The sequence below is a fragment of the Rubellimicrobium rubrum genome, from assembly GCF_006152115.1.
In the GTDB taxonomy this organism is placed as follows: Bacteria; Pseudomonadota; Alphaproteobacteria; order Rhodobacterales; family Rhodobacteraceae; genus Rubellimicrobium; species Rubellimicrobium rubrum.
This window is the reverse complement of sequence record NZ_VDFU01000014.1, coordinates 100,555-124,287: the sequence shown is the minus strand read 5'-3', so window position 1 is coordinate 124,287 and position 23,733 is coordinate 100,555. Positions and strand designations below refer to the sequence as shown.

Annotated in this window: 22 protein-coding genes, 1 tRNA gene and 1 pseudogene; 9 read left to right on the top strand and 15 right to left on the bottom strand. The window is 64.9% G+C overall.

Features of this window, described 5'->3' with window-relative positions:
* Nucleotides 1-75 precede the first annotated feature (75 nt).
* Nucleotides 76-636 (top strand): recombinase family protein, encoded by a 561-nt coding sequence (locus FHG66_RS12815; protein WP_139077384.1) that lies wholly within the window; start codon nucleotides 76-78, stop codon nucleotides 634-636.
* A gap of 227 nt (nucleotides 637-863) precedes the next feature.
* Nucleotides 864-2,108 carry a hypothetical protein gene (locus FHG66_RS12810; protein WP_139077360.1) on the top strand — a complete coding sequence of 415 codons (1,245 nt, stop codon included), beginning with the start codon at nucleotides 864-866 and terminating at the stop codon, nucleotides 2,106-2,108.
* A gap of 114 nt (nucleotides 2,109-2,222) precedes the next feature.
* Here FHG66_RS12810 and FHG66_RS12805 read toward each other — a convergent pair whose 3' ends face one another.
* From FHG66_RS12805 to FHG66_RS12790, 4 genes are all read right to left on the bottom strand, one after another.
* On the bottom strand, nucleotides 2,223-3,125 hold the full coding sequence (locus FHG66_RS12805) for an Abi family protein (RefSeq protein WP_139077358.1): 903 nt from the start codon (nucleotides 3,123-3,125) through the stop codon (nucleotides 2,223-2,225).
* A 334-nt stretch (nucleotides 3,126-3,459) separates the two neighbouring features.
* A complete protein-coding gene (locus FHG66_RS12800; RefSeq protein WP_176556242.1) occupies nucleotides 3,460-3,648 on the bottom strand; it encodes a hypothetical protein in 189 nt (62 codons plus the stop codon).
* A gap of 80 nt (nucleotides 3,649-3,728) precedes the next feature.
* A complete protein-coding gene (locus tag FHG66_RS12795) occupies nucleotides 3,729-4,121 on the bottom strand; it encodes a type I restriction-modification system subunit M N-terminal domain-containing protein (protein ID WP_176556241.1) in 393 nt (130 codons plus the stop codon).
* Nucleotides 4,118-4,333: a hypothetical protein gene (locus tag FHG66_RS12790; protein ID WP_246082584.1), complete on the bottom strand. Its 216-nt coding sequence runs from the start codon at nucleotides 4,331-4,333 to the stop codon at nucleotides 4,118-4,120. Before FHG66_RS12790 ends, FHG66_RS12795 begins: the two co-directional genes overlap by 4 nt.
* Nucleotides 4,334-5,057: 724 nt before the next feature.
* Between FHG66_RS12790 and FHG66_RS12785 the strand changes: the two genes are divergently transcribed.
* The 5 genes from FHG66_RS12785 (at nucleotide 5,058) to FHG66_RS22270 (ending at nucleotide 7,973) form a co-directional block, all read left to right on the top strand.
* On the top strand, nucleotides 5,058-5,306 hold the full coding sequence (locus FHG66_RS12785; protein ID WP_139077351.1) for a hypothetical protein: 249 nt from the start codon (nucleotides 5,058-5,060) through the stop codon (nucleotides 5,304-5,306).
* The gene (locus tag FHG66_RS12780) at nucleotides 5,299-6,378 is read left to right on the top strand and encodes a tyrosine-type recombinase/integrase (protein ID WP_139077349.1); all 1,080 of its coding nucleotides are present in this window, start codon (nucleotides 5,299-5,301) and stop codon (nucleotides 6,376-6,378) included. Before FHG66_RS12785 ends, FHG66_RS12780 begins: the two co-directional genes overlap by 8 nt.
* Before the next feature lie 119 nt (nucleotides 6,379-6,497).
* Complete coding sequence (locus FHG66_RS12775; RefSeq protein ID WP_139077348.1) at nucleotides 6,498-7,010, top strand: DUF6634 family protein; 513 nt, start codon at nucleotides 6,498-6,500, stop codon at nucleotides 7,008-7,010.
* Nucleotides 7,007-7,147 (top strand): hypothetical protein, encoded by a 141-nt coding sequence (locus tag FHG66_RS21610; protein WP_176556240.1) that lies wholly within the window; start codon nucleotides 7,007-7,009, stop codon nucleotides 7,145-7,147. The genes FHG66_RS12775 and FHG66_RS21610 overlap by 4 nt, the downstream gene beginning before the upstream one ends.
* A 115-nt stretch (nucleotides 7,148-7,262) precedes the next feature.
* Nucleotides 7,263-7,973 (top strand): hypothetical protein, encoded by a 711-nt coding sequence (locus FHG66_RS22270; RefSeq protein ID WP_246082583.1) that lies wholly within the window; start codon nucleotides 7,263-7,265, stop codon nucleotides 7,971-7,973.
* A gap of 192 nt (nucleotides 7,974-8,165) precedes the next feature.
* Here FHG66_RS22270 and FHG66_RS22915 read toward each other — a convergent pair.
* The 6 genes and pseudogenes from FHG66_RS22915 to FHG66_RS12745 all read right to left on the bottom strand — a co-directional run.
* Nucleotides 8,166-8,597, bottom strand: a pseudogene (locus tag FHG66_RS22915) (restriction endonuclease); the annotation flags it as partial.
* Nucleotides 8,598-9,103: 506 nt separating this feature from the next.
* Nucleotides 9,104-10,018: a restriction endonuclease gene (locus tag FHG66_RS12765; protein WP_246082582.1), complete on the bottom strand. Its 915-nt coding sequence runs from the start codon at nucleotides 10,016-10,018 to the stop codon at nucleotides 9,104-9,106.
* 232 nt (nucleotides 10,019-10,250) lie between these two features.
* Nucleotides 10,251-14,285: a hypothetical protein gene (locus tag FHG66_RS12760; protein WP_139077344.1), complete on the bottom strand. Its 4,035-nt coding sequence runs from the start codon at nucleotides 14,283-14,285 to the stop codon at nucleotides 10,251-10,253.
* A gap of 179 nt (nucleotides 14,286-14,464) precedes the next feature.
* Nucleotides 14,465-14,539, bottom strand: a tRNA-Gln gene (locus FHG66_RS12755).
* A 58-nt stretch (nucleotides 14,540-14,597) separates the two neighbouring features.
* The gene (gene kdsA, locus FHG66_RS12750) at nucleotides 14,598-15,446 is read right to left on the bottom strand and encodes a 3-deoxy-8-phosphooctulonate synthase (protein ID WP_139077342.1); all 849 of its coding nucleotides are present in this window, start codon (nucleotides 15,444-15,446) and stop codon (nucleotides 14,598-14,600) included.
* Nucleotides 15,447-15,495: 49 nt separating this feature from the next.
* Nucleotides 15,496-16,776: a Na+/H+ antiporter NhaA gene (locus FHG66_RS12745; protein ID WP_139077340.1), complete on the bottom strand. Its 1,281-nt coding sequence runs from the start codon at nucleotides 16,774-16,776 to the stop codon at nucleotides 15,496-15,498.
* A 94-nt stretch (nucleotides 16,777-16,870) separates the two neighbouring features.
* On the opposite strand from FHG66_RS12745, the gene FHG66_RS12740 reads away from it, so the two are divergent.
* Both FHG66_RS12740 and FHG66_RS12735 read left to right on the top strand, forming a co-directional pair.
* Complete coding sequence (locus FHG66_RS12740) at nucleotides 16,871-17,461, top strand: uracil-DNA glycosylase family protein (RefSeq protein WP_246082587.1); 591 nt, start codon at nucleotides 16,871-16,873, stop codon at nucleotides 17,459-17,461.
* Nucleotides 17,454-18,203, top strand: a complete 750-nt coding sequence (locus FHG66_RS12735; RefSeq protein ID WP_139077338.1) for an SseB family protein — start codon at nucleotides 17,454-17,456, stop codon at nucleotides 18,201-18,203. Before FHG66_RS12740 ends, FHG66_RS12735 begins: the two co-directional genes overlap by 8 nt.
* Nucleotides 18,204-18,209: 6 nt before the next feature.
* Here the strand turns inward: FHG66_RS12735 and FHG66_RS12730 are convergent, their stop codons facing one another.
* From FHG66_RS12730 to mreC, 5 genes are read right to left on the bottom strand one after another with little or no spacing between them, the layout of a single operon-like run.
* The gene (locus FHG66_RS12730; protein WP_139077336.1) at nucleotides 18,210-19,154 is read right to left on the bottom strand and encodes a 2-hydroxyacid dehydrogenase; all 945 of its coding nucleotides are present in this window, start codon (nucleotides 19,152-19,154) and stop codon (nucleotides 18,210-18,212) included.
* Nucleotides 19,135-20,274 carry a rod shape-determining protein RodA gene (gene rodA / locus FHG66_RS12725; protein WP_139077334.1) on the bottom strand — a complete coding sequence of 380 codons (1,140 nt, stop codon included), beginning with the start codon at nucleotides 20,272-20,274 and terminating at the stop codon, nucleotides 19,135-19,137. The genes FHG66_RS12730 and rodA overlap by 20 nt, the downstream gene beginning before the upstream one ends.
* A 12-nt stretch (nucleotides 20,275-20,286) precedes the next feature.
* Entirely contained in the window at nucleotides 20,287-22,230 is a 1,944-nt protein-coding gene (gene mrdA / locus FHG66_RS12720) for a penicillin-binding protein 2 (RefSeq protein ID WP_139077332.1), read from the bottom strand.
* Entirely contained in the window at nucleotides 22,227-22,760 is a 534-nt protein-coding gene (locus tag FHG66_RS12715; RefSeq protein WP_139077330.1) for a rod shape-determining protein MreD, read from the bottom strand. The genes mrdA and FHG66_RS12715 overlap by 4 nt, the downstream gene beginning before the upstream one ends.
* Nucleotides 22,753-23,730: a rod shape-determining protein MreC gene (gene mreC, locus FHG66_RS12710; RefSeq protein WP_139077328.1), complete on the bottom strand. Its 978-nt coding sequence runs from the start codon at nucleotides 23,728-23,730 to the stop codon at nucleotides 22,753-22,755. Before mreC ends, FHG66_RS12715 begins: the two co-directional genes overlap by 8 nt.
* Between the last annotated feature and the right edge of the window lie 3 nt (nucleotides 23,731-23,733).

Below are 23,733 nucleotides of genomic sequence, written 5' to 3'. Positions count from 1 at the left end.
GGGCATTCCTTCGTCCTCCTCAGGCCCGAAAGCCTACTTCAGGGAGGACCACTTTTCAGGGGGCAGACCACTCTTGTGGGCTATGTCCGCTGTTCGACTGACAAGCAGGACCTCGCCGCCCAAAGAACCGCGCTTGAGAGCCTGGGCGTGACGCCCGAGCGCATCTACACCGACCATGGCCTCTCTGGGACCAACCGGGCCCGGCCGGGCCTCGACAATGCGCTGGCGGCAGTCAGGGCCGGGGACACGCTGGTGGTGCCCAAGCTTGATCGCCTCGCGCGCTCCGTCCCAGATGCTCGCGCCATTGCCGACGAGCTCCTCCGTCGCGGCGTGCGCCTCCAGCTCGGTTCCAGCATTCACGACCCTTATGATCCTATAGGCCGGCTGTTCTTCAACATCTTGGCGACCTTTGCCGAGTTCGAGGCCGACCTGATCCGGATGCGGACCCGTGAAGGTATGGCCATGGCCCGCGCCAAGGGCCGGCTCAGGGGCAAGCAGCCCAAGCTGTCTGACCGCCAGCAGAAGGAGCTGCGCCGGATGCACGACAGTGGAGACTACAGCATCAGCGACCTGGCCGAGCTCTTCTCGGTGTCCCGGCCCACGGTGTATCGTACCCTGCAGCGGCAACTAGGGTGAGCTGAGCTTCCGTAGACATGTTGGACGAACGCCTCAAGACATTTCCTGAGTCCGGCCGTTTGCTGAACAGTGTGGCGTCACAGCAAAGAGAGAAAGGCGGACACAACTCCTGGCGGGCATGGCAACCTTGAGTAACTCTTGGTGCCGACGATCGATACCCAAGCCTCGACAGTCTGACCAAGATCACAGACAACCCGAAGGGTGGTAAGACTCAGAAGGAGCGTTCGGTGAGCCGGCGCAAGACAAAGCTCTTGTCCAACGTGGCCGAGGAGATGGCCTGCTTAGCCCGCCGCTTCTCCTTGGAACACCGCGCCGCAGTTCCGCTCGAGCGGATTGCATTCGCCGAGACGCTTTTGGCGAGACCAGAGAACCCCTACACTTTGGAGTCAACTTCGGCCTTCTGGCGAAGCCTCTCCGACGAAAATACGACCCTGGGACGAATAGTCCCGGGCGTAGCTTTCTTTCAAGAAGACATGGGGGGAGCGATCATCGAGTACGGACCTGTCGAGGGCAATCCCAGTGCGCGCCACGCACTCGCTTTCTATGCCGATGGCTCGGTTCTCTACGGCCAGACAATGGGTCGGAGCTTTGCCCGCTGGTTCTGCGTCCTACCCACACCGCTCGTGCTGACATCCAGTCCCTCCCCAATCTGGCCCAAGACCAAAGCTGCTGGCCCCTTTCGGCTCAAGATGCCGGTGAGGGCGCGCTGGGGGCGCCTGCGCGTGATGGGGCACGGCTGGCTCGCCGAGTTGAGTCCCATTCCAGATAAGACCGACAAGGCCGGCTCGCCGGAAGCGGCCGCCCTTCTCCAAGCCCTTCGCGGGCAGCTGGAGGCCGAGCTCGAAGCGCTTGCCGCACGCCTTGCGCGCATGCCACCCATGACCGATCCCCGGACCCGTGAACGTGGTTGGACTGATCGGAGGTATTCTTTCGGACCATTTCCGGAGAGCAGCTCCGACGCCGCGCTCGACTATTACCTGCGTCCCGAGGTCACCGATGAAGATCGCCACCTTCCTCATCGGCTCTGGAGCGTGCCGGATCGACGGATAACCTGGCTTCAGAAGCTCGCCATGGGCACGGCCGAGGTGATCTCGCATGAGGCCGGCATGCACCGCGTCAACATCGGGATATACGGACCTGGTCCGTGGCACGCGGATCCGTCGATCCGCCTGGATGACGGCGGCTCTGACCCGAGCTACTGGGAGGGGTCATCTCCCGAAGCGCGCAGGCTCCGTGAGCGAGCTTACGAGATCATTGGTCCCGGGGCTCTCGAGATAGCCAAGAACTTCGTCGGAACCGGCTACATCAACCGGCGCTATGTTCGATCGCACTACAGCCCGGAGCCTGCACCGATCGCGAGGGGATGGGCTGCCCGGGAGTCTAGAGCTCTCTCGGATCAGGAGAGGACAGATGCCATTCTACGGCATCAGCGGGAGTGCGAGGCGCTCCGCGCGAGCGGCCCTGAGACATGATGCCTCCCCACATGACCTTCTAACCCCGCAGCAAGTCTCGGTCGGAGAAGTTGTTCATGAGGATCTCCACGGCACGAGCCTATCGCACAAGGCGCACGTGTCATCCCCGGATTATCAGTCTACTCTCCACGCCGGTCGCCTGCGCCAGTCCTCAGGAAAGCCCATCGCGGATGGCTGAGCGAGCGGGCATGAATCGACCAGGTCCACCACTCTTTTCCGCCAGCCTGAACCCGGGGAGATAACCGTCATGAGGTGCTCGAGCATCGTCAGGGTGTTGTAGAGCAGGCTCTCGGGCGCGTCCTTCATGGACGCCCCAACTGAGATCGGGGCCTTGGGCACTCGCATCTTCACCACCATCCGCCGGTTCCAGAGCCGCCCATGGTGGGCGCAAATGTTCCGGACGTAGCTCATGTGGTGAGCGAACGAGACGAGCACCTTCTCATCAAGGCCGAAGAGCCTTGCGATCGCCTGCCGGTCGCTCCTGAACTTCAGGTTGTCGATCCACTTGGAGAGCTGGCCAAAGGACATGATCTCGGCCGCCATCCAGACAGGGGGAAGTTCTGGGTCGTCGTAGGTCTGGCGGTAGTGCTCGGCGAAGGTGTCGCGCGATCTCTGGAAGTCGTCGTGCAGGTTATCAACGGCCACTTGGAAGTGCCTGAGATCGTCGTAGAGCTCGGGCTTGAGGTAGCCGTGCGATCCATGGTTCACCGCCAGCCCATGCGCCCAGCCTGCGCGAAACGCCACCTCGACCCGCTCTACCGCATCCATCACCAGCAGGCGCAGCTGCCGGTCGAAGATGTAAAGGGCGAGGACATCCTGAAAGGACGTGCCTGGTCGGAAGGCATGGTCCCCGGCGGCAGCGGGCACCTCGAAAGGCAGCCAGTAGGCGCGGAGCCGGTAGTAGGAGATGCAGATCAGGTGGTGGCGCGCCTCGGCCTCATCGTCGATCCGAAGGCCGCGGCGTCGCAGCAAGGCAAGCTGCTCATCGACAGACGTGGCGGGCTTCGTGAACTTCATCGACGCATCTCACGATGGGGCGTCGATGCCGAGGTCCCAAAATGAAGTAACCCGCCGGGGTGCGCAGTGCGAAGCCGAAGCTTCGTCCGAGGCGTGGCGGGTTTTGTTGATACAGGTTGTAGCTCCGAAGTCTGAAGAAAGCAATAACGCCGCCCCAGGTTCGACGAAGAAATCATGCGGTCACCTGACGCAGAGGTCTCGGGACCGGCCAGCCGACGGCAAGGCCTAACGCCTTGCAGGCTTGGGTTCGGGGCAGCTTGTGGCCCAAATCCAGTGTCATGCTCGAAGCCTCCTCATGAGACCTTTCTGGAGTGCGGCGCAACTGACAGGCGACTCAGGCCGGCTGGTTCGCGGCCCGGATCGCGCGGCCGAACATGAGTCGCATCAGCATCTCGCGGGCCTCCCGGTCTTGCAGGAACGCCCCCTGCATGGCGCGGTCGCGCTGGAAGGCCTGCACTGCGCGCCGCATGAACTCGGCGTCGAAGCGCGGCCGGACGACGTCGGGGTCACTATTGCGAAGCATCTCGGCTAAGGTCTCGTCCGCCAGCATGGCAGCCCAGACCGCCTCGAAGCGGACGAAGAAAGACTTTGTGCTTCCTCGAGCTACTGCAGGACCTTTGGCAGCTTGAACCGCTCCAGGAGCACGTCGCGCACATTCGCGCTGAAGCCCGCGAGGTAATTGATGAGGTTCGGCCGAAGGTTGGTGTCCTTTTGATCGAAGAGGTCTTGCAGGGTGAAGGGCGAGGTGTTGTAGACCGCACCCCCGGCCGCCGCTTGCAGGATGGCGTCCCGTGCCTCCGGGTCAGTCTCCGGGGGGAGGGACTCTGCAACGGCGCGCACGGCTTCTTTGTTGCCCTCGAGCAGGCAGTCGAGGCGGCGGATCAGGACAAAGGGCAGGATGACGCCGCCATATTCGTGCTGCTTGAAGTCGCCCCGAAGGAGCTCCGCGACCGACCACAGCAGGTTGGCGTTGGTGTTGATCGTCTCGGCGCTCAAGCCCTGTCTGCTGTTCCTTCGGTCCTCGCAGACCCATGCTGGGCGTCGGCGCCCTTCAGATGCTCCTCGAGGAGCCTGACCGCGAGGCGGAAGCCATCGACCTGGCTCATCCGGTGCCGCACGCAAAGCTCCTTGAAGGCCCACCGCGCGTCCTCGGAGACCTTCAGGTTGAGGTTGGCCGTCTTTGTGGGGTCCGGGAACATCTCGCTCATGTCAGCCGTCATATCTTGCTTTCTTCCATTCTGCAAAGGCAGAGAACCTGAACGATGTGGGCAACCTGTGGGGCCGCGAGAAACACGAGCCCAAGTTGCAGGCCGGCCACACGAATTGTGCGTGAGGCTGCGCCGCATCCGTCATCGCCGAACAGTGGATATGCCGGGTCGATGCTTTGGCATCGGGGATGATCCCCGGAATGGCGCGTCGTCTGTCCTGCCGTATCCGGCGCCCGCGATCAGGCCGCAGCTATGGTGAGTAGGCTTTCCATGGACGGAGAATGTCCCCGATGGCACTCGACGCGCAACGGAGATCTTTTCGCACGTCATCCGGCAGCATTGACGAACCTGCCGGACGTGAGCAGACCCATGGACCCATTCGTCCAAACTGCTCTTCAAGACCGCTTGCTTTCGTCAAGGAGACTGTCGTACGTTCCTCCCACGAACTTGGGAGGTCGCCGTGATACCGCGTCAACGATCCATGGGGCACACGGGTGCCTGACCCTCGTTGATAGACGGGTGGCGGGCGCCGAGCGAGTTCGGAACCTGCCATGAACCTTCAAGACTTCGAGCGCCTCCAGGGCGCGGATTTCAACCTTGTGCTCATACCCGGTCCTCGGACCGCCTTGCCGGCGGGTCCGATGCCGAGTCGAGCCCTCCCCTAATAGAGCAAGACGAAGCACCTCGGCCCGCCTGACCTCGTATCGAGTTCGGGATGCTGAACGTGTCGAAAATCCACCACCTGTTCGGGGAGGCTGAGCCTCGCCCCACGACCCGCGCCCGCGGGCCCTATCGCAAGAAGGTCACCGCCGCCGAGATCAAGCGTGCCGTCCGCACGGTCGAGGAGCTCGGGCTGACGATCTACAGCGTGACCTTTGATGATCAGAAGATCCAAATCCAGACCAAGCCCGGCCCAGAGGCGCCGTCGGGCAACGCCTCGTCCGTCGACGAATGGTTCTCGCGCCGTGGCTAGGGTTCATGTCAAGCTCAAGGGCATTCACAAGGTCCGGAAACGCCTCGCCGACGGATCCCTCGCCGAGTATCACTACGCCTGGCGTGGCGGTCCCCGCATCTGGGACCGATCGAAGCCGTTCAGCGTCCACTCGATCGACTACGTCGAGGCCTATCGCGCGGCGACGAACAGCCTGATCGAGACGAGGGGCACGTTCCAGAAAGTGATCGACGAGTTCCTCTCGTCGTCCGAGTTCGCCCAGTTGGGGGTCCGCACCCAGAGGGATCACCGCCAGAACATCGTTCGCCCGAAAGGTATCGAGGATGTGTTCGGCCGAGCGCCGATCGAAGCGTTCGAGGACAAGCGCATCCGCGCCCAGATCATGCGGTGGAGGGATAGCTTCTCCGAAGGAACGGGCGACCAGATGATGGCGACGATGCAGCGCATCATCTCCTTCGCCTATGATCGGGGGCTGATCGGAGAGCACCATCTCCTCAAGATCAAGAGGCGCACGAAGTCCAATCGTGCCCACATTATCTGGACTCAGGCGGAGATCGATCAGTTCGTTGCAGGAGCGCCTGTCTATGTCGGACGCATCCTCGTCGCGGCGGTCGAAACGGGCTTCCGTCCAGGGGATCTGCAGGTCTTCTCGCGTAAGGACATCGAGAGGAGGAATAGCGACCAGGCCAGAATCCTCCTGCGCACGCGAAAGAGCCGCAAGCGGAACTATGCCTCGGTGCCAGTGACGCCTCGCCTCGCCACGCTCATCGCCGAGCTGCCGGCCGACCAAGAGCGGATCATCGTCACCTCGGAAGGCAAGCCTTTCGAGAAGACTGACTCGATGGGCCAGCTCATCTCCTTTTGGCGGGACTTCCTCGGGATCCGTAAGGAGCTGCGGCTCTACGATGCTCGTGGAACGGCCGTCACGCGCCTAGTGCGGGCCAACTGCTCCCTCAGTGAGCTCGCAACCCACATGGGCTGGAGCTTCCAGCACGCCGCGCACATGCTCGAGCGCTATGCCGCGCTCGATCCCGACATGGCTGACGGGATCCTTGAGAAGGTTCTGAAGCGCGAAATGAGAACGGCGGAGTAGCGCTAGGTCTTTGGAGCAATCAGAGAGGCATCCATGAATCGGATTGGGTGCCTCTCAGACGTTGATCAGGTCCACAGCGAGTGGACTTCAATCTATGAGACTACGGAGGTGTGCCACTGATGGCCATGGTTCGTCTGCAAACCCCGCCCACCCTGCCCACGGCCGTTGCCGCGGCGCTCCAGGACCTGAGCCAAAGCGCCGAGCCCCTGCTCACCAACCCCGGCGCACCCGTTCGGCTCGCCGACCTGCCTGCCGTCTGGCGGGCCCACCTGCTGGAGCACCCGGACGTCTATGGCACCCTCGTGCCGCTTGGCTGCGCGGAGGTGGAGCGAGCCGATTGGGAGCGGCTCCTGGTCCTCGTGGCCCGGCAGTTGGAGCATGCCTTTCGCCTAGCGGGCCTCTTTGCGCTCGTGGAGCGAGGACCTGCGCCCGAGGAACTGGCTGAGGCTCCCGTCCTGTCGCTCTGGGCGCCCGGTATCGCCCGGTTCGGGGACCTGGTGCTTGCAGGCCGAGTCACGGGCCACCCCCGCCTGCCCAGCACCTGGATCTGCACCTCGCCGCTCCTGGGCCTCGACCACAGCGCCGGTGGGCGCGCACCTGGAGCCGATGGTATCAGCTGGGCGAGCCCATGAGCGAGGAGCACCGGCCCGACTTCGAGGAGGCGCCCCTGCGGGTGCGGTTGATCGAGACGGACGACGGAGAGGTGGCGCGCTACCTCGCCGGGCTGCGTGAAAAGGTGGCGCGCAGGCTTGAGCCACTGGGGGAGTAACTTCAATGAGGGGTGTTTCCCATGGCAGCCGGGCCCCCTCCCGCGCCCCTGGAGGCAGTTGGCGGCTTCACCTCCGGAGGCAGGGGAAGTATCAGGAGCCAAGAGGACAGCTTCAATGCTCAATGACATTGCCCGACTCGCCCGAAACAAGTTTCTCTGGGTGTCGACCTTCGACGACGAGTGTCGACATAGGTCCTTCTTTCAACACGCGGCTCGGCTCCTTGGGTCGCGTCCGGTTGAGGAAAAGCAGGCCTACTGGAGGCAGCATGGACGGGAAAGGTTCACGCCCGAAGATGCGGCGCTGCGCGCCCGAGATGAGATCGCTGATGAGCTACTCAGGGCCGCCCGCACCAACGAACGGGTCCGCGACGGCCTGGGCGAGGTTGCGCACAGCATCGCCCTCGAGGCTCCGACACGAGACAGGTTGAAGGAGTCATTCCGCTCCCTGTCCGAAGAGTGGTGGAGCATCTATCTCGATCACACCGAGAAGCAGAACGCGCGCTTTGCGTTCTATCGTGAGATCGCGAGCCAGAAGTTCTCGCGCGATGAATTGGCCAGCGCCTGGGGGCGACTTCTGGAGCCCAAGATGCCAGAAGCCGTCCTGCGTCTATGGGAGGCCTCCCGCGAGCGCAGGCATGTGGCAGATCTTGCCGCATCCATGGGCGTGAGCGCCAAGGAAATGGCGCTCTGGATGCGGGTTCTTTCTGACCATGATCTTGGATCGGGGCCTTGCCTCACCTTCCAAGGCTTCCAGAGACGGCTCTGTCTTCCAAGCAAGTCGAGCGAGGAGGTCCGTCGGGTGGGGGAGCGCTTGGGACTGAGCTAATCCTATCCATTGCGTCCGGTTGCTTCGCGACCGACCCGGACGATCTTGAAGCTGTTCATCAGAGAGCCTGCGTGGGCTCCTTGGCAAAGGCCGCGAGCTCGGCATAACCCATAAGCCGGATGCCCGAGACGCGTGCGAGATCAAAGGCAGACCGAGTGAAGCCGCTGCTGGCGACAACGGCCCCAACTCGGCCGCATAGAACTGCTTCGCACCCAGAACCTCCTGGACCGCCTTGTTGCCGACTGGGCTGGCATGGAGCTTGCATTGCAGCACGAGCTTGCGGCCGTCCTTGATGGCAATGACATCGGCCCCCTGGTCCCCGGATCCCTTGGTCGTACTAGCAGTCCAGCCAAACCTCTCGAGGGTTTCGGCGCAGAGCTCCTCGAACTCGATCGGGGTGGTCCCCGCGGGCAGAGCCGCGGGCAGGGTCCGCGTGACGCGATGGGCCGCGACCGGATCGTCGATCAGGCGCTTGAGGCCCGCGCGCAGGCTCCAGTGGTCGAGCGCCTCGAACTCGTCGTCTGTCAGCGCCGGCCGCACCTTCGTATCGAAGAAGTAGCGAAGCTCCTTCTGCCAGGCAGCCGTCTTTAGGTTGCCGTAGGGATCGACCCGGATGAGCTGCATCCGGCGGTTGGCCAGCGCGTCAAGTTGCTGAGCGACGATGCCTGACACCTTCCGATCGGCCGATTCCAGGCTGACTTGCCTGGCCTTGATTTTGGCTTGAAGCACCTCCTCACGGCGGCTGGCCACGAAACCCCAGCCGAGCAGGATCGCCAGGAGCCCCACAAATACGGCGCCAACCGATATCACGAAGCCCCAGGTGATCTGACTGACAAGCCAGACGACAAGGAAAAACGCAACAAGATAAAGCATAGCTCACCAGAGAGGGAAAGAAGCGAGCTTAAGGAGGTTCGGAGCGGGCTGCAATCAGATGGGTCTTTCGGTCGCTGTCTTGAACCGGGATGGGAACGGTCCAAGGCCGTTCTCGGACGCTTCCTTCAGCTCGTCCGTCCTACAGCAGGCAATAGCGGGCCAACATCCATCACCAGGGATCTCATTTGAGAGCCCCTTCACTGCGCTCTGGTAGAACGGCACTATATTCAGAGGCCATAGCTGGCATGCGTCCCCGGTCAGATTTGTGGCACCGGAAGACCAAACATCTCCCGCACGGTGACGTGGATGCGTCCAGTCTCGGCCGCTCGTCGGACCTTGCGGTCCAAGACGCTCCGAATCGGGATCTCATGCGAGAGCGCATCGTAGATGTCGCGACCGTCCATGCAGATGATCCGCTTGCCCGTGCCGAAGGCGGCCAAGCCTTCCGGTGTGAAGCCGGTGAAGCTCACGAACAGCCCTCGTGCCCAGGCTGCCTTCTGATCGAGCTTGCCATGGAAAACGTGAAGGTCTGCGGCTGGCGTCCGCCCGGCGTGCCACTTCGCCTCGAGAAGGTAGACTTCGTGGCCCAGGACGAAACTGCCGTCGATCTGCTCGCCCGTGTTGCGGAATGGCTCCCGAGCGGCGAGCCCGGCAGCGTCAAAAGCGTGCCTCAGGAAGGTTTCGAATGCGTAGCCGCGTTCATGTGGCGGCAGCTCACGCACCTGAACGAGCTCGGCTTTGAGCGCCTCGTAGAGCCGACGATCTGCCGCGGGTCTAGGCGGCTCGACTGGGTGCTCCTCAGGTCCGTCTTGAAGTCGTGTGATCAGTGACAGGAGGCGCCCCTCCGCCTTTGCAACGGGGTCCGGCGACCCGGTGCTCGCCACGAGCCCAACCCGGTGCTCCCAAAGAGCCCGGAGCGCGCGCACCGCCGTTGCGTTGTCCGCTGTCTGCAAGAAGCAGCGGAGACGCTTGCCCTTCGACCCGCCATCCCTGGCAAAGACTGGGTCGTCGATATCGACGTCGAGTTCGGTCGCGAAAAACTGGGAAAAGGTCCGGTCGGAGAAGTCCAGCACGTAACCGCGCCCTCGGATGAAGTCGAGGAGGTCCTCTACGAGCTTCAGGTCGGCCGGGCGGAAGGAGGCGATGTGAAGGCTCTCCAGATTGCGAACCACCCAACGCCAGATTGGCGATGGGTCATCAATTTTACTATCTGACCCTTTGGACAGAAGTGGTAGAGCTTTCGCCTGTGCCGCAGCGATATACCGAAGCAAACTCTTGGCTTGGGCTGACGGTGCCGATATTGCCTATCCAGTATCAGCCATCGATTTGAGCCTCCAGCGGCCCGGGCAGGTTTCCAGATCGCGCTGTTCAGTCACGACACCAACTCCTCCCGAGCCGAAGGAGTCAGCCTCTGAGCTGCGACAACTCCGCCTGGAGGTCGGCCGAAAGCTTTAGATCAAGGAACGGGTTGAGGGCGAGCAGCGTCCTGGCGAGTTTGGACCTTGCCGGCACCTCGGCCCTGGCAGCTTCGTCGAAGGCCGATCTGGCCAAGGCAGGCGACTTGAGCCGGAACGCTTGGCGATCCAGGGCTTGTCGCCACCAGAGAAGAAGGCGTTCATCTGCAACGGCCAAAACGCCGCCCGCGTAGGGGTCGGCCTCGTTCTCAACGAGCCGGGACGTGACAACCATCAAGGCGCGGAGGTTGGGCACTCCTTCGGAGCGGATTGCCAGCGCGATCTGCACGGCAGCGGCCACGTCGGAGGGTGGGTCGATCCTCGCCAAATCCGAGTTCCGGATTATCGCGATCTCATGGTTAGTGAAAACGGACCGGCGACCTGTCGCAACCGCCTCGAGGAAGGCGAAGGCTTGGTCGACCTCGCTATTGAACGCCTTGCGCAAGAAGACGGATAACGGAGTCTTCCGGTATGCGCCGCGTGCTTTTGCGAAGAGCTCGTCCTGCAGAACCGGAACTCGGCCATGCTTGAACTCCGATAACTCGCCGAGAAGCGCGTTGGGCCCGAACATCTGCATCAACGTGCTGGCGTCGATGAAGCCGGGCAATGATGCCTCCATGCCGGCCGCGTCCTCACGGTCGACAGCTTCGCGAAGTCGGGCGAAGCGGTGACTGACCTCCATCGGAAGGATCGCTCGGGCATCCCAGGATGGAGATTCTATGGACCGCACGATGCCGAGATCTTGGGCGAAGTGGGCCTCAAGGTCCGCCAAGATATACCACGTCGCATCGAACGGACCGCTGGGCTGTTCCTGAAGGTCGGGATGTTTGATCGGGTTGCTGTTAGCGCCGGGGATCATCGTGAGACTAGGCGCATCCGAAACGGCGGGCGCCGGGATGAGCTGCAGCCTTGCCCACATGACGGAGTGACCGAAGAGCTTGCGAAGCGCCACGCTTGCGAACTCGTGGTTGCCACGGTCGCCGTCGAGAACCGGCAGAACTTCCACAAAAGCGGCGAGTGCCGCCGGACCGTCGCCAGCACAGACATGCTGGACGGCCGCATCTGCGATCATGCCGGTCGCCATGTTCGCCATTCCGCCGAGCGGCATGGCGCCAGCATGCTTGGCACCATCCCGGAATAGGCGCGCGGACTCTGCGTGGCGGCTGACGTGAGACAGCCCGATCGCCAGTTCCCGATGGAGATAGGCCAGATCCACGTTTCCAAGGGCGGGATCCCCGACGAGCGGCAGGCCCACTCGGAGCTGATCGTCATGGAGGCCCATGTGGAGGTAGATGCGCGAGAGCGATCGCTTGAGCGGCACAGATGCCGGATACTTGGTGAGGGCCTGCTCCACGATCGCGAGGGCTTGGTTCGCCTGATCGAGGTCTTCGTCGAGGATCACGGCGGCGGTGTCGATCGCCCCGACATAGAGGCCTTCCTCGTCTGGCGCGTCTAGAAAGCTGGCCAGCCGCCGATACTCCTCGGCTAGTTCGAGGGTGCCCTTTGCCCCCGCCCTATAGAGCTTCATCCAAGGGCTTCTGACCGCCAACGTGGCGGAGAACGGTTCCCGGTCCAAAGGACCGAGTAGCGCTGCCCGGTCTTGGGGCGACCTGCCCTTCAGCGCCAGAACGGCGCGCGTTAGACCGGCCACAGTCTCCGCGTGACACATCCGATGATAGAAGAAGAACGACTCAGCGGTCACTCCCTCGATCACACCGCCTGAGGCGGAAGGAATGCGGCCGATGTCCATGCCCATGCGCCGCACCAATTGCCCCGTCCTAAGGCAGCGGTCCGGCATGTCCCCCAGGAGTTCGACGACGCCCTCGATCTGAAGAAGTCGACCCCAGAGCAGCAACCGCGCCGCATCAGCCCCCGGCGCGCGATCGGTGAACTCGGTCGGCTCGACGGCGACTTCTTCCTCGAAAAGCTTCATCGCTGTCTGGAACGCCGGCCCTTCATGCCTCGCGGCAAGCAGGAGAACCTGTGCGGCCCGGAGCATGGGATGAAGCGGGGAAGGCCTCGGAAACTGGACGTTGATCGTCGTGTAGTGCCGCAGCACCGTAGACGCCTCGGCCAACAGCGGCAGATCGCTCGCAGCGGCGTTCAGGACGGCCATCGCGAGTCGTGCTAAAGCCATGGGCTCATGCCCGAGAAGCCCATGAGTGAAGATCGCATCAAGCCGATCGACGCTCAGCTTGCGACGGGCAGCAAGATCGCGCGCCGCTGCGGCATGAATGGCGGTCAGAGTGTCCTCAGGGAGCATCTTTCGGTCGGAGCCCCTCAACAAAGGCGACGTTCTATAAGCGTCATCTCCAACGCGCTCGACCCAGGGCCCGATGAGACGATCGAACGCCTCGCCGGCCCTCTCGATCGCGGGGGCTGCGCGCCCGATAGCCAGGGCCGTCTGGCGGTCATAGAGGCCGAGCAAAGCCACCAGACGGTAGAGCTGGTCGCGGCTGGCCTCGGGCAACTCCCTGACAAGACGCCGCCGTGTTTCCTCCTGCACCTCCTCGAGAGCCTCGTCACGGCCGAGGATCGCCTCGAGATCCCTGCGCTCCGCAAGCGGCCAACCCCGCATCGACAATCCGATAGCTAGGGCATGGACCAGCTGTGGATGGCCGAAGCCGCCGGCCAGATGGACGTACCGGCCCCACAGTTCGGCGTCACCGCCCAATCGCTCGACAACCTGCTTCGCGTCGTCCTCGGACAACCTGCCAACTTCGAGGATCGCTTCGGGTCGGGCGCCGCACTGACGCAACACATTAAGCGCTGGCCGCGTGGCGCTCGTTACGATGACAATCTTGTCTCTCCGCGCCAGCGCCGTGCAGATATCGTGAAGTTCAGCGATGACGTCGCGGTCGTCAATCGCGTCCAGATCGTCGAGGACGACCCCCAGCAGCTCCTGCACGAGCGCCTCGGCCGTGGCACGCCGGAGCAGCCCCTTCAGTTCAGCCGGCTGACTTCCCCGCAGCCGCAGGACTCCCCATCGGCCCCCGTGAGATCGAGCCGCTCGGATCGCAGCTGACGATTTCCCGTGTCCCGCAGGTCCGACAAGCCAAGCCAAAGCCCCGTGGCCGATCCGGTCACCGATGGCACTTGAGAGCTCAGGGCGATCGGCAAGCTCCTCGATCGGAGGCGTGGCTACGAGCGACAAGGCGGCCGTTCGGGCGAGCGCAGGTGAACCACCGGAGAGAGCCGCCCCGGTGAGAAGCTGGTCCAAGGCGCCGCGTGCGACACTGATGCGAGTTCTTGCCTCGAAAAGGCGCAGGAGGTCTGCCCGACGCACGACCCGCTCGGCCAGATCTGGACTGGCCGAGCGGTTGAGCACCTCCAGCACGACTGCGTCCATCACCTTTTCGCACTCGGATGGCGGAATATTCTGCCCATGGCCAAGTTCCACGAGAAGATCAGCCAGGAACTTCTGCTGCCGGTCCAAGCCAGGCGCACCAGACACCCACTCAACTCGTCGGACCAGCTTGTTCCTTAACGCGTCGTCGTCCGCTGTTTGAACGAACGCCTTGGCGGCGAGGCCAAGAGGCATCGCCCTGAGCCGTGCCCTGAGGGGGGCGACCTCAGCCCCTTTCGCGACCTCGTCCCAGTAGAGAAGCGTCGCTTTGCCGTTGACCCGATCGCCCAGCGATCTTTCCACCCCGATCGGGGACGTCGTGAGGTACACGATCGAGACGTCGCGGTCTGGATTGCGGGATCGAAGATCGAAGAGGCTGTTGATCGCATCGATGACGCTTGGGGTGTTAGAGGTGATCGGGTCGGCGGTATGCTTGACCTGGACGCCCTTCAGGATGCCAAGTGAAGCTTGCGCATAGTCCTCCGCGATCTCGAGGTGCAGGTCCTGATCGGGGCGTAAGGTCAACCACGCGATGGACGCGACGACGAACTGGTAGGCAAAGCCAGCGATCGTGTGGTCAGCATCACGGCGAGGGTCGCCATGAATGGAAGAACCGGATGCCCGTCGATCGTGCTCCATTCTCATGGCCTAGCCCCGAGAGTGACGTGGCGCCGGACCCAACTCGGGCCGCGGAGTGCCAAGAGAAGTCGAAGCCGCCGAGTTCGGTCTGTAAACCGAACTGTAAACTAAGGCGACCGATTTAGGCTCCAGGCGCCGTCAAGCGCGAGAAAAGGCGCTGATCTGCCTCACAAAAGCACTGGCTGGGGCGCCAGGATTCGAACCTGGGAATGGCGGTACCAAAAACCGCTGCCTTACCACTTGGCGACGCCCCATCCGTGCGGCGGGAGATACCCTCAGCCGCGGGGGGGTTCAACCCCCTCATCGCATTTTTCAGACGCGCAGCGGGTCGGCCTTGGCCAGCCTGTCGAATGCCATCAAAGAGGCTATCAGCGAAGCCATCCGGTCGAGCGGGATCATGTTCGGGCCGTCCGACGGGGCCTGGTCCGGGGTCTCGTGAGTCTCGATGAAGACCGCTGCGATTCCCAAGGAAACAGCGGCGCGCGCCAGCACCGGCGCGAACTCCCGCTGACCGCCCGAGGAGGAGCCCTGGCCTCCGGGCTGCTGGACCGCGTGCGTGGCGTCCATCACGACCGGATAGCCGGTGCGCGCCATGATGGGCAGCCCGCGCATGTCGGTGACCAGGGTGTTGTAGCCAAAGGAGACGCCGCGCTCGGTCAGCAGGATGCGCTCATTGCCCGTGCTTTCCACCTTCTGGACGACATTGGCCATGTCCCAGGGTGCGAGGAACTGGCCTTTCTTGATGTTGATGACGGCACCCGTGCGCCCCGCGGCAAGCAGCAGGTCGGTTTGGCGGCACAGAAAGGCCGGAATCTGGAGGATGTCGCAAGCCTCGGCCACTGGGGCGCACTGGTCGGGGCCGTGGATGTCGGTCAGGACAGGGCAGCCGATGTTGTCGCGCACATCGGCTAGGACGCGCAGCCCGTCCTCCATCCCCAGCCCGCGACGCCCCGACAGGGAGGTGCGGTTGGCCTTGTCGTAGCTTGCTTTGAACACGTAGCCCGCGCCTGCATCGGCGCAGGCCCTGGCCATCGTCTCCGCGATGCGGAGCGCGTGGTCGCGCCCTTCGAGCTGACATGGTCCGGCAATGACCGTCAGCGGGCGGTCGTTGCCGATGACGAGGTCGCGCACCCGGACGTCGCGCTGGGGGGCTTGGGTCATGGTGAGGTTCTCCTTGGCTTGGCCCCTCTAACGCGCCGGGGTGTCCGCGTCACGTCTGCCGCTTCACGTCCATCGCGCGGCTCACCACCCAGGCGATGGGCCCGGCCACCACGCTGAGCAGCGCGCCGAGCTTGGCGGCGTCCTGGATCGGGTGCCCTGCCAGAGTCGCGTCGGGCGAGAAGGCGACGCTTGCCACGAACAGGGCGACCGTGAACCCGACTGCCGCGACGAAGCCAACGACCAGGACGTCCCGCATCTCCATGCCACGGGGCAGGCCCAGCCGGAGAACGCGGGCGCTCAGCCAGCCCGACAGCAGGATGCCTGCCGGCTTTCCGATCAGCAGACCGACCAGCACGAGCCAGGTCGGTGGCCCGAACGAGGTGAACTCCACCCCGGCGTTCAGCAGCCCGAACAGGAACAGGATGCCCTCCACAGGCAGCTTCAGGGCGTGCTCGAACTGGTTCAGAACGTCGCGGAGATGCTGCTCGGCCTCGGCATAGACCCCGAACCCACGGTCCGCATGGGGCATGGCCGGGATCAATGGAAGAAGGCCCAGGGCGGGATGGAGGCCGGCCTGCTGGAACCCGAACCAGCTGACCGCGCCGGCGGCTAGATAGGGCCAGAAGGACAGGCGCGTCCTGAGCCAGGTGGCGCGGGGCTGCCGCTCGTCGGCCTTGTCGAGAAACCGGGGGAGCCAGTTGAAGAGAAGATAGGCCCCTATTGCTGCGCCAATGCTAAGCAGCAGCCATTCGGGCGCGATGTCCCCCTTGGGGTAGAAGACCGCAATGATGAGAAGGCCCAGCGCGTCGTCCACGATGGCCAGGAGCAGCAGGAATCGGACCGCCGGGTGGCCGGCTCCGAAGATGATGCGCGCCACGATGTAGGAAAAGGCGATGTCGGTCGCCGTCGGCACCGCCCAGCCATGCGCCACCGCGTCATAGGTCTCCGATCCCAGAAGAGCGGCGAGAAGCAGGTAGACCACCACCGGCCCTGCCATTCCCCCTACGGCCGAGAGCACGGGCACAAAGGCCGAACGCCCGCGCAGGGAGCCCTCTTCCAACACCATGGCTTCCCAGACCTCCTTCGCGGCGATGGCGAAGAAGAGGGCCATCAGCACGTCGTTCACGAGATAGTGCAGCGTCAGGGTCCGACTGGCGACCGACCCGTCCGCTGCATAGATCGGCTCTCCGATGGGTCCGCCATCGAGCAGAACCCAATCCACGACCGCGTGGTAGCCGTGCGGGTCGAGGTTGGCCCAGATCAGCGCGATGATCGCGCCCCCGATCATCAGGAGCGAGTAGTTCGTGACGAAGCCCCATACGCGATACATGTCTTCTCCTCGGCCGACGGCGTTCGATCCAACTACGGAGGGTCCAAAGGTGGAGCAACCGAAACCGTTCCCCGCCTGTAGCACGGCGCAAGCCGTGGGCGACGCGCCAGTCTGGGAGCGGATCGAGGCCTGCCGGCTTTGCGCCCCACGGTTCGCGGCGACCGCCACGCGCCACGCGCCACGGCCCGTCGTGTGGTTCCGGCCCGGCGCGCGGCTGCTGATCGCGTCGCAGGCGCCAGGCGCACGGGCCCACGAATCCGGCGTCCCCTTCAGCGATCCCTCGGGCGACCGCCTGCGGGAGTGGATGGCCATCTCGCGCGAGGATTTCTACGACAGGTCGCGCGTGGCCATCGTGCCCATGGGTTTCTGCTTTCCGGGCTATGACCGCTCCGGGGCGGACATTCCGCCTCCGGCGATCTGCTCCCAGACCTGGCGCGATCAGGCCATGAGCGTGCTGCCCGACATCCGGCTGACCCTGGTCGTCGGCGGGACGGCGCAGGCCTGGCACCTGGGCAAGGGCCCCGTGACCGAGCGGGTTCGCAACTGGCGGGACCATGCGCCGACCCTGTTCGCCCTGCCGCATCCGTCCTGGCGGAACACGGCCTGGCTCAAGAAGAACCCCTGGTTCGCGGAAGAGGTCTTGCCTGCGCTCCGTGCGCGGGTGCAGGAGGTGCTCCATGGCTGAAACCCCCCTTGCCCGTGCCGCGAAGCTGTTCCTGATGCGTCCCGAGGACGACGTGGCCCGGCTCCGGCTTTATGAGGTCCTGTCCGGGGCCGAACTCGTCCTGCCCCTGGCCGACGAGGTCGAGGGCGAGGATGTCACGCCCGAGACGATGGAGGTCGGAGGCGTGCCGCATGTCGTGGCGCATGACAGCGTGTCGGCCTTTGCGGGTGGAACACCCCGGCCCACCGCGACGCTCTCCGGCCTCGCGCTCGCGCAGATGCTTGAAGGGCAGGGGGCCGGCGTGGTCCTGCACTTGGAGGGCATGGTAGATCCTCTGGTGATTGCGCCCAATTCGCTCGATTGGCTCGCCCGGAACCTCGCCGCCGGTCCGAGCCGCGTCGAGGCGCGCCCGGTGGCGCTGCACCCGCCCAAGGGCCTTCCCACAAGCCTTCTGACCACCCTCGACCGTCGCCTCGCGCAGGGCGAGGGATTGGCTACGGCGGCATGGCTGGCCGCCGTGGACTGGTCGGACGGGTCACGCGGGCATCTCTTGGCCTTCGTGGATGTGCGGTCGGGGGCCGAGGAGCCATTGGCCGCTGGGATCAACGCTGCCGTAGCCTTGTCGGGCGTGGAGGACGTGCGGCTCGATGTGACGTTCCTCAATCAGGGCGACCCGGCTTTGGAGCGGCTGGCCCGTGTGGGCCTGCGCTTCGATCTGGAGGACCCGACCGAGATCGCCAAGGGTCCGCCTCGCCTCCGATAGGACGCCTCAGTACCCGGCCTTACGGTCCACAAGGTAGAGCAGCGGCTCCCCCGCCTGGCCCCGGCGGACGTTCTCGGCAATGACGCGCGATGCCGTTGCCGGCCGGGTCTCGGCGGCGATGTGCGGCGTCACCGTCACGCGCGGATGAGCCCAGAACGGGTGGTCGGGCGGCAGCGGCTCCTGGCGGAACACGTCCAGCGTCGCGTGGCCGACCTGGCCCGAACCCAGCGCGGCTAGCAGCGCACCATCATCGATCAGCGCGCCGCGTCCGGGATTCAGGAGAACGAACCCGCGTGCAGGCAAAGCGAGCCGTTCTGCATCCATCAGATTCTCGGTATCCGAGGTCAGCGGCGTAAGCAGGACCACGATTTCCGCACCCCGGAGGGCGTCCTGCAAGAGTTCCCTCCCTGACAGGCAGCGCGCGAGGCCCGGCTCGGCCTTGGGACGGCGGCTCCAGCCAGTCACGGGAAAGCCCAACGCGGCGAGCGCCAGCGCACAGGCCAAGCCCAACTCGCCCAGGCCCAGCACCGTCACCGGACGTTCGGACGCCAGCTTTGGTGCCTCGTGCCTCCAAACGCCGTCTTGCCTGAGGATGTGCGCGTCCATCCCCAGATGATGCCGAAGCGCATGACCCACGACCCATTCGATCATTCCCTGCCGAAGCCCCTCGTCTACCATGCGGGCCAAAGGCAGGCGCAGCGTGGCATTTGGAACGATCCGCTCCACCCCGGCCCAGAGGCTCAGCACCCCCTTGGCGCGGGGGAACGGGGAGAAGTCGGATAGCGGCCCGCCCGGGGCATAGACGATCCAGTCCACCGCTTCGGGCGCGTGATCCCGCGATAGGTCGGCCAGGACCCCCGCCTCGGCGAGCGCCTGGGCCAGTGGATCGCGGTACTGATCCCACAGATGCGCGGGCGCCGCGAAGAGGATGTTAACGCGGCCGGTGGACATGCGCGCTCTGCACGAGGCCGAAGGCAATCAACAGCACGAGGAGTTGCGACCCCCCATAGCTCACCAGCGGAAGCGGCACGCCCACGACAGGGGCCAGCCCCATTACCATCAGCATATTCACCGCGAACAGCAGGAAGAAGCTGACCCCGATCCCGGTGATGAGCAGCGAGGAAAAGCGGTCCCGGCACTGCATGGCGGCATGGAACAGGAACAGCAGAATCAGGCCATACAGCACCAGCAGCGTGAAGGAGCCGAGAAACCCGAACTCCTCGGCCAGGGTGTTGAGGATAAAGTCGGTGTGCTTCTCGGGCAGAAAGTTCAGCCGGGTCTGGGTGCCCTGCATGAAGCCCTTGCCGGTGAAGCCGCCGGAACCCAGCGCGATCTTGGCCTGCGTGATGTTGTAGCCCGCGCCCAGCGGATCCTGGCTGGGGTCGATGAAGGTGTCGATCCGGCGATACTGGTAGTCGTGGAGGAGCTGCCACGGCGTGCCCCTGCTTTCGAACACCGCAAAGACCGCACCACCGACCGCGCCGAAGACGGTGGCGAAGTAGGCCCAATGGACGCCCGCGCACCACATCACCGCGCCACCGGTACCCAGGATCAGCACCGCCGTCCCGAGGTTCGGCTGCGCCAGCACCAGCACGACCGGTGCGAAGATGAGCAAGAGCGGCGGGATGAGCCAGATCGGATTCGACACCCGCCGCGCGGGCAGCCAGTCGTAGTAGGCGGCCAGCGCCAGCACGAGCGTGATCTTGGCGACCTCGGATGGCTGCAGCCGCAGGGGCCCGATGTCGATCCAGCGCTGCGCGCCCATGCCGACCTCGCCGATCAGCTCCACCAGCACGAGAAGGCCGATGGATACGAGGTAGGCCACCCCCGACATGCTGCGCCAGAACCAGATGGGGGTCATGGCGACCAGCATCATCAACACGAAGCCCAGCCCGAAACGCTCGATCTGCGGCTGGGCCCAGGTATCGATCTGCCCCCCCGCGATCGAGGCAAGCATGATGAACCCCATGGAGGACACCGCCGCGACCAGCAGGACCAGGGGCCAGCTTACGTACAGCAGCTTCTTCAGTCCCGATGGGACGTACTTGACCTGATACTCGAGGTAGCTCACGCGGAAACCTCCTCAGGCCCGTTCGAAGACGGGAACAGGCTGGCCGTCCATCAGGGCGCGGATGCGGACCTGCATCTGCGCCATCTCCTCGCGCCGTTCGGCCGGGTAGGCTTCAAGTGGCGGGAAGCCATTGTAGAGCGCCTGCAGCGTCACGTCGCGCCCGATGGGGGCGGCCACCGCCGAGCCGCCGCCGCCGTGTTCCACCACCACGGCCACCGCGATGCGCGGATTGTCGTAGGGGGCGAAGTTGACCCACAGCGCGTGGTCGCGCCGCTCCCAGGGGAGATCCTCGTTCTTGCTGACGCCCCGCGCCCGCTCCTCGGCGGTGATGCGGCGGACCTGGCTCGTGCCGGTCTTGCCGGCCATCTGCATGCCCTCGGCCTCGATCCGCGAACGGAAAGCGGTGCCGCGATCGCTGTTGACGACGTCGAACATCGACGCCCGCGCCCGCCGCAGCGAATTCTCATTGATGCCCAGCGGACCGCCGGCGCCCGAGGGCTGCTCGGCACCGTCCACCGTCTTGACGAGGCGTGGCGTGACCTCGCGGCCCGTCGCCACCCGCGCCGTCATCACGGCCAGCTGAAGCGGCGTGGCCAGGACGTAACCCTGGCCGATCGAGGCGTTCACCGTGTCGCCCACCCGCCAGACATCGTTGAACTGGGCCTGCTTCCACGCAGGGTCGGGGGCCTTGCCTTCGGCCACGGCCGACATCGGGACATCATGCCGGACTCCGACGCCCAGCTTGCGGGCCATCTGTGACATGGCCTCGATCCCCAGCCGCTGCGCCACTTCGTAATAATAGCAGTCGCAACTGTACTTGAGGCTGTCATTGTAATCGACGTTGCCGTGCCCGCCCTTCTTCCAGCAGTGGAAGCGGGTGCCTGATACCTCGGTGTAACCGGGGCAGTAGACCGTCTCGTTCGGGTCTATGACCCCGGCCTCCAGGGCGGCCAACCCCGTCGCGATCTTGAAGGTTGAGCCCGGAGGATACGCGCCCTGCACGGCCTTGGCCGCGAGCGGACGGTAGATGTTCTCGTTGAGCGCGGTCCAGTCGGCGACCGAGATGCCGCGCACGAACAGGTTGGGATCGAAGGATGGGGCGTTGCCCACCGCCAGAAGGTCGCCCGAGGCGCAGTCGATCACCACGCAGGCCGCGCTTTCGCCCGCCATGCGCGCCTCGACATAGGCCTGGAGGTTCGCATCCACGGTCAGCTGGATGTCCGCGCCCGCGGCACCTTCGTCGCGGGACAGTTCGCGCATGACGCGTCCGACCGAGTTCACCTCGATCCGCATGGCGCCCGCCTGGCCGCGCAGCTGTTCCTCGAGCTTGGCCTCCACGCCGGTCTTCCCGTACTGGAACTTGGGAATCTGGAACAGGGGATCGGGGTCCTCGATCTGCGACAGGTCGTAGTCGCTGATCGGGCCCACATAGCCCACGACATGGGCGGTGTCCGCCCCCTTGGGATAGTGGCGCGACAGGCCCACCTCGGCCGTGATGCCAGGCAGGGCCGGCGTGTTCGCGGTCACCCGCGCCACGTCGTCCCAGGACACGCGGTCCTTGACCGTCACCGGAACGAACGAGGCTACGCGCTCCATCTCGTCCAGGGTGGCCTGGATCGCCTCGGGTTCGAGCGGCATTACCGCAGCCAGGCGGGCCAGCGCCTCATGCGGATCGCCTGCCGCTTCGCGGACCATGACGATGCGGTAGACGGGTTCGTTTGTGGCCAAGGGCACGCCGTTCCGGTCGAAGATCAGCCCCCGCGACGGCGGCATCAGCCGCATGTTGACCCGGTTCTCCTCGGCGAGAAGCCTGAACTGGTCGGCCTGATCGATCTGGAGCTGCTTCATCCGCCAGCCCAGCACGCCCATCAGGCCAAGCTGAACCGTGCCCAGCAGGGCGGCGCGCCGGGTCATGCGGGGCCAGACCTCGGAGGTGTCGGTGCGCTGTCGTTTCATAGCCGGTGCCCCAGTGCGTCAACCTCGCCCTGCGCGGGCCGGCGCAGGCCCAGCGCCAGATGCGCGACCCCAGCGATGACGGGGAAGAGCGCTATGGTCAGTATCACCTGGATCAGCGTCAGCCCCAAGGGCGCCTGCGGCGTCATCACGAGAGCGAGAACCAGACGATGTGCCAGGCTCACGGCTGCGATCCCGGCGCCCACGGTTACCCATTCTCCCATGAACGATCCCTTGCGCAGCCGCACCGACCGGCGACGCAGCCACTCCGTCAGAAGGATCACGAGCCCGGCCAGGAGGCCCGGCGGGCGCTGGAACAGAAAATCAGCCAAAAGGAACACCCCCAGCACCACCGGGGCCGGCAGGGTGTCCGGCCGACGCACGGCCCAGGTGGCCGTGACCGCCAGAAGGATGTCGGGCGCTGCATAGGAGCGCGGAACTGTGTCGAGCGGCAGGAGAGGTACCGCCATCAGCACGAAGGCCAGCATGAGATAGCTGATGCGCGCCCACCAGACGCCCCGTCCTTCAGTCACCGGGCGGTCCTTCCGGAACGGCGGGCGGCAGGGAGGCGCTGCCGATGACCATGCCGGGCGGGATCGGCGGCCCGAACACCTCGGGCGGCGGCGGGGGTGGCTCGATCCCTGCGGTGGGCACGATCAGACCGCCGGGATCCTTGATCGACTCCACCAGGGGGCTGCGGAGCACGCGCACGAACTCCAGCCGCTCGTAGTCGGCGGAGAGCCGCAGCCGCAGCCGTCCGTCCGTGCCCTCGGCCACCCGCCCCACCAGAAGATCCGCCGGAAATAGCGCGCCGTCGCCCGCCGTGACCACCCGGTCGCCGGGCCGCACCGCATCCCGGTCTTCGATGAAGTCGAGCAGCGGATAGAACGAGTTGTCCCCGGTCAGGATGGCCTTCTGGCCCGAGGGTTCGACACGCACGGGAATGCGGCTCGACGTGTCCGTGAGGAGCATGACCCGGCTCGTCGTCTGGCCCACGCCGGAGACGCGCCCCACGAGGCCCATGCCGTCCATGGTCGGCCAGCCATCGGTAATCCCGTCCCGCGCACCCACGTTGAGAAGCACCGACTGCCGGAACGGAGATCCCGAATCCGCCATCACCGTCCCAGTGATGTAGGTCAGCGCCGGGTCGAGGCTGACGTTGTTGAGATCGCGAAGTTTGGCGTTCTCCTGCTCCAACCGCAGCGCGGCTTCGCGCCAGACCATCATCTGCTGAAGCTCGCGGCGAAGCTCCAGGTTCTGCTCGTGGATGCGGTCGTAGCTGCGGAAATCCTCGGCGAGCTTCACGAGCCCAGTGACCGGCGCCATCATCCAGTCAAGACGGGGCAGGACCGCGTCGATGACCTCGGCACGCATCCGCTCCACGCGTGGCGAATCGATCCGCCACACAAGGAACAGGACAAGGCAGGCCAGCACCATGAGCCCCACCAGGAGACGGCGGAGGGGCTTGGTGAACTCCTCGCCGTGATCACGCTCCCTGGCCATGGA